Annotated in this window: 2 protein-coding genes; one reads left to right on the plus strand and one right to left on the minus strand. The window is 70.1% G+C overall.

All coding sequences use genetic code 11. The annotated features are described in order from the left end of the window. Window positions 1-113 precede the first annotated feature (113 nt). On the plus strand, window positions 114-650 hold the full coding sequence (locus ACWGKQ_RS52140) for a hypothetical protein (RefSeq protein ID WP_453299175.1): 537 nt from the start codon (window positions 114-116) through the stop codon (window positions 648-650). Here ACWGKQ_RS52140 and ACWGKQ_RS52145 read toward each other — a convergent pair. Further along, entirely contained in the window at window positions 607-1,524 is a 918-nt protein-coding gene (locus ACWGKQ_RS52145; protein WP_453299176.1) for an IS5 family transposase, read from the minus strand. The genes ACWGKQ_RS52140 and ACWGKQ_RS52145 overlap by 44 nt on opposite strands. Window positions 1,525-1,665 lie beyond the last annotated feature (141 nt).

Below are 1,665 nucleotides of genomic sequence, written 5' to 3' on the forward strand. Positions count from 1 at the left end.
AGAAGTTGTTGTCTTTCAGGACGTGATCGACGCGTTTCCGCTGGTCGGGGATAGGAGTGGTGGTTCCGTGGGAGTGGTGGCCTGTCGGGTTGTCGTTCCCCGGGAGGTGGCGGATGCCGTCGGTTGTTGGACTGCTGGAACAGCACGAGCTCGCCGCTCGGCGTCGCGTCGACGGACTGCGGGAGGAGGCCGACCGTATCCAGGCCGAGCTTGCCGCGGCCGAGCTGGAGTGGCAGGAGTGGGCGATCGCTCGCAGGCGGGTGGATACGGTGCTGGCTCCGGACGGCGGCGCCTCCGCCGGGGCGGAGGTCACCGAGGACCCGCGGGATGCGGCGGTGCAGTCGGTGCCCCGGGACGGGGCGAAGCCGAAGTCGCAGGTGCCGGTGTGGCGCCAGGGGCTGGCCTGGTCGGTGCTGTCGGTGGACTACCAGCGCATCCTCACCGCGCTCGCGGACCGGGCCCGGCTCCGTCAAGGGCCGCTGACCTGCCAGGAGTTGGCCGCCTTGTTCGGCATGGAGGTGGTGCCGGCGAGGGTGGAGGCGCTGCGGTCGAAGGCGAAACGCCTGGTGGCCCGTGGCTGGCTGGCCGAGCAGCAGCCGGGCCGGTTCACCCTCGCCGCGGGTGTGGCCGGGCCAGGCGGCGGGTCATGAGAGTGATCATCGACCAGTAGACCATCGCCTCGGCGCTGGTGGTGCGCCGCTCGAAGTCGCGCACCAGGCGGCGGCTTCGCATCAGGTGGGCGAAGAGACGTTCGACGATCCACCGTTTGGGCAGCACCACGAACCCCCGTCGGTCGTCGCTGCGTTTGACGATCGCCAGGACCAGGGCGAACGTGGCCAGGCAGTGCTCGACGAGGCTGCCGGTGTAGCCGCCATCAGCCCAGACCAGTTCCAGCCGGTGGTGGGCGTCGGCGACCTGCCTGAACAGGACCTGGGCAGCGGTGCGGTCGCCGACATCCGCGGCGGTGACCATCACGCCCAGCAGCAGGCCGAGGGTGTCGACCACGACGTGCCGCTTGCGGCCGTTGACCAGCTTGCCGCCGTCGAAGCCGCGGCTGTCCGCGCCGACGACGGCATCCGCCTTGACGGACTGCGAGTCGATCACCCCGGCCGTCGGCTGCGCATCCCGCCCCAGCTCCTCGCGGACCCTCGCGCGCAACCGGTCGTGGAACTCCTTGACCAGGGCGTTGTCGCGCCAGCGGCGGAAGAATGCGTAGATGCGGTCCCACGGCGGGAAGTCGGCGGGCATCGCCCGCCACTTGATCCCGTTGTCCACGAGATACCGGATCGCATCGAGCATGGCCCGGTGGCAATACGCCTCCGGCCGGCCGCCCCGGCCGCGCATCCAGCCCGGCACCGGCAGCAGCGGCAGGACCCGGACCCACTCCGCGTCCGTCATGTCCGTCGGGTAGCGAGGCTGCCGCGTCCCGTTGTCGGCGGCGTTTCCGAACCGGTGAGCCAGGCAGTCACACTCCCAGGTGACCGCGCTGGACTGCCCGGCCGTCGGCACGCAAGACTGCTGCACCAGGGCCTCCTGCTGCTCGGTGATTCGACACCAACGAGCTGTTCAGGAGGCCCTGTTTGTATGCGCCCAGCGCCCCGCGACCACCCGATCGGGACTCCCGTTCGATGCGCATCTCTCAAGATCGAAAAGACAACAGCTTCT

The sequence above is a fragment of the Streptomyces sp. NPDC054770 genome, from assembly GCF_053611985.1.

What these genes read in the sequence shown, in the direction of transcription:
- ACWGKQ_RS52140 (WP_453299175.1), top strand. Translation starts at nt 114, where the DNA reads ATGCCGTCGGTTGTTGGACTGCTGGAACAGCACGAGCTCGCCGCTCGG.